At 60.5% G+C, this 3,627-nt stretch carries 2 protein-coding genes; one reads left to right on the top strand and one right to left on the bottom strand.

Annotated features, from left to right (window positions below):
- The first annotated feature begins 377 nt into the window (after window positions 1-377).
- Window positions 378-2,192, top strand: a complete 1,815-nt coding sequence (locus tag M1105_RS20400) for an adenylate/guanylate cyclase domain-containing protein (protein ID WP_249582212.1) — start codon at window positions 378-380, stop codon at window positions 2,190-2,192.
- A 269-nt stretch (window positions 2,193-2,461) separates the two neighbouring features.
- Here the strand turns inward: M1105_RS20400 and M1105_RS20405 are convergent, their stop codons facing one another.
- Window positions 2,462-3,055 (bottom strand): hypothetical protein, encoded by a 594-nt coding sequence (locus M1105_RS20405; protein ID WP_249582213.1) that lies wholly within the window; start codon window positions 3,053-3,055, stop codon window positions 2,462-2,464.
- Window positions 3,056-3,627 lie beyond the last annotated feature (572 nt).

Here is a 3,627-nt window from a genome sequence, read left to right on the forward strand (position 1 = left end):
TGATCGAGGCCGATCTGCTTTGGCTCCGAGCGAAAACTAAACTGGTCCAGCGATGTGACGAGTTCAGGATAAGCCGCATTCCCTGGTTGCTTTACCGAATCCCGTAAACATCGCAAATATGGGCTACCCCGCCCCAAGCACGGATGCTCCACGACCACAGACTACGGCCGCTCGAGGTCCGACGCCTCTGGCGAACATCAGAGATCGTCTAGAGAGACCGTTTGGGCGGTGGCGGCCGTTCGCTGCGCTCAGCACCGAGGCCCCCTCAACCCGATTAATGACATGACACGAGTATCGCTAAAATCTCTACGATGGGTTTGGCGCTTATCGCGGAGATACGTTAATTTTGCATCCAACATTTTCGTGGAGACAACCACTTGGCCGCTAGCTCGGTGATACGCAGGCTCTCCGCGGTACTCGTTGCCGACGTCGTTGGTTATTCGCGTCTCGTCGAAAACGACGAGGAGCACGCTCTGTCTGCTCTGCAGCTAATCCACGACGAAATCGTCACTCCGACGGTCAAGGCGCACCATGGACGGATCGTCAAGCTGATGGGCGACGGCATACTTGCCGAATTCAGTTCCGTTCTGGACGCGGTTCGGCAGGCTTTGGCGATGCAAAACGCCCTGGCCGGAAGTCAATCCGACGTGCGCGAAGACCGGCGGATTACGTTTCGCATCGGCATCAACCTTGGCGACGTGATTGTCGACGGTGACGACATCTTGGGCGACGGCGTCAACGTCGCAGCGCGGCTGGAGCGCCTTGCCCCGCCAGGGGGGCTCTGCATCTCGGATTCCGTGCGTGAGCAGGTTGGCCATCGGATCGATGCGCAGTTCGAGGACATGGGTGAGCAGAAGCTCCGAAATATCGAGCGGGTGATCCGGGTTTGGCGCTGGACGGGTGCCGATTCTGCCACCACTGGCGAAGAGGGAATGGCGCGCCGTTGTGCCGCACGGGGGCATCCCGCGGCTCAATATGAAGCATCTGTGATGGACCGACCCGCGGTGCTGTTCCTGCCTTTCGAGCCGTTGGGAAGCTCGGACGCAGAGATGGTCCTCGCGTCGGGGCTCTGCGAGGACATCCGCACCACGCTCGCATGCTGGCGGTGGTTCCCTGTTATCGGCCCAGAGGCGGTGCGCGGCGAGAAAGGTGATCTTCGGACCCTCGCTGCGAGCGTAGAGGCCGCATTCGTGGTTACGGGGAGCGTCCGCCGCGGCGGAGGGCGAGCTCGCGTCACCGCCCGGCTTCTGGATGCGAGTACTTGCCAAGAGCTATGGAGTCACAGTTTCGACGGCAGCCTCGAGGACATCTTCGATTTCCAAGAAGACGTAAGCCGACGGATCGTCAGCCAGATCGAGCCGCAGATTGCCCGGGCGGCTGCGACTCGGATCCGTCGCGCGCGGCCGCGGGATCTTTCCTGCTGGGAGTTGATGGCAGAAGCGGTCGAAGCCGAACGCCAGGGCGGAGACGGCTACGGCACGCCGCAATCGAATGAAGAGCAGCGACGACTTGCGTTAAGGGCGCTGGATCTCGATCCCGGTTATTCGGACGCTTGGGCGCGATTGGCACGGTGTCACATACGCGACTTTCTTCTGGGGTGGGCGGATGACCGAGCGGCAGCGCTTAAGGCCAGCCTCGATGCGAGCGCCAAGGCCGTCGAGACCAATCCAGAGAGCTCCTTTGCCAGGTCGTGCAGGGCGCAGTGCATGTTGTTCGGGAATATGGACCCGCTCGGAGCGCTGGAGCACGCTGAGGAGGCCGTGCGGCTCAATCCGAGCGATGTGTACGGCCACGTCATGATGGGCTGCGTGCTGAGCTATTGCGGCGAGCCTGACCGCGGCTACGCCCATTACGAGACGGCGTTGCGGTTGAACCCGAACTTTCCCAACATGGGTGTTGTTCTATGCGACCAGATGATGTGCCGCGCCCTTAGCGGACGCCTTGAAGAAGCCGCTCTTTTGGCCCGGAAAATGATGACGGCGGCCCCGAAGTATCTTCGGGGCTTACAGCGTTGCGCAGCGGTGCTCTCGCATGCAGGGAATGACGACGAGGCTGCGAGGGTTTTGGAGACCATCGACGCCATGGGCGGGGCGTTCAGCGAGGGTTACATTCGGGACACTTACCCCTTCGTGCGCGAGCAAGACCTTCAGTTTTTGATCAGTGGGCTGCGGAAAGCGGGGTGGAACGGTTGATCTCGGTCGTTTTTGTCGGAAAGTAGCCTAGGTAGTGCGCCAGGAGCTTTCACAAGCGGCCCTGCGCGACGGGAGGCGGTAGAATTGCGTCGAGGATGAAGGCTTTCGGCGCGCACCTGATGTCTGACAGCGACGCAGCAACATTCGTCACCCCCCCTTCGGGCTTGGAGCAGCTGTTGCGGTTTATGTCACGGACGGCGGCTCCGCGGCCAAAGCCGTCATCGGACCGTTGACCGCTCCCCGCCCTTAGCCGCAACGCACAGTATGATTTATTGAGTAGCTGGCCGCTGTTTCGGCCGTTCACCGACGGGCACCATGATGTGAACGTAGGGCGTGTCCTTCCACATCACATAGGCACCGTCCGGCCTGGGGGTGTCTGGCAGGCCGGCAAGCTGCGACGCATCTGGCACGATGATCATTAAATGGGGCCCTTCAACGACCCAGTCGTTGTCGGCTGTGGGCTCGGTCGCGAAGGGGTCTTTATTGCTCGCGCCGGCCGCGTCACCGGCCAGCATATAGCCGATGCCCACTCGATCAGTCTCGAAAGGCTTCTTGTTGAGCCATGCATCTGCCCAGCTCATCCAGACCTGGTCGAGGCACATCGGCTCGTTGCCAAGTTCTCGGATCGCGGCGGGAGTCGGCATACAGACATAATCGCTGCTGCCTTCGCGGATCATTTCGCCCTGCTCGTTCATCACGCCGGCAGACTCCCGAAGCGCGGGGGGCGCCGCGCTCAGCGCATCTTCGATCAGTTCTGCGTTCGTCGGCTCCGCCGCACTGGCCGTTCCGAGCATAAGCGTCAAGCCACACAGACCGACGGTCAATTCCCCGAAGCGTTTCCGAAGCTCGATATTCATCGCCATCTCAAAATCCCTTCTTACCGAACCTCCCCGCCGCAGACATGTCTGCCACTGCCTCGTCCCGCTTAGCCCGACCGATCCTATCATCTCCGCAGGCATGAGCGAAGAATTTCCATCGGCTTGCCTTTCGCCCGCCTTTTCCCAACCTGTCCGAAAACCAGCAACTTGCTGCGGAGACGGAGCCTAGCCACTTTAAAGTGTCTGAAGATTTCAGAGCTCTTCTCCTGTCAGTTATCACGATATTACCGGAACGTACGGCACCTCCACTGGTCCGTGTACGCTAAGACGTGCCGGGTTATTCATGGATTTAATCGCCGCGATCGCCGGGTCAGACCCGGTCACGGACATGTCTGATGAGTGGCTGCAACTGCCGTTCCCTGCGGATTATGTGAGCAGCAATTTCGGGCTGGGTTTTGCCATTCTGATTGGCGTCGTTAATGACCGTTAAGGGCGGGAAGCGGTAGCTTGCGGCGCTCGGAACGTCGGTCGGCTATACCGGACGATGAGGCAATATTTAAACGGCCGGTCCGGCACCTCGATCAGGCCCTTCCACAGTTGTCGCTGACCGCAGGTTT

It is taken from the genome of Thermohalobaculum sediminis (assembly GCF_023487995.1).
GTDB lineage: Bacteria > Pseudomonadota > Alphaproteobacteria > Rhodobacterales > Rhodobacteraceae > Thermohalobaculum > Thermohalobaculum sediminis.

Bases quoted from the DNA above. Each gene is read 5' to 3' on its own strand.
- M1105_RS20405 (WP_249582213.1), bottom strand. From the start codon at position 3,055: ATGGCGATGAATATCGAGCTTCGGAAACGCTTCGGGGAATTGACCGTC.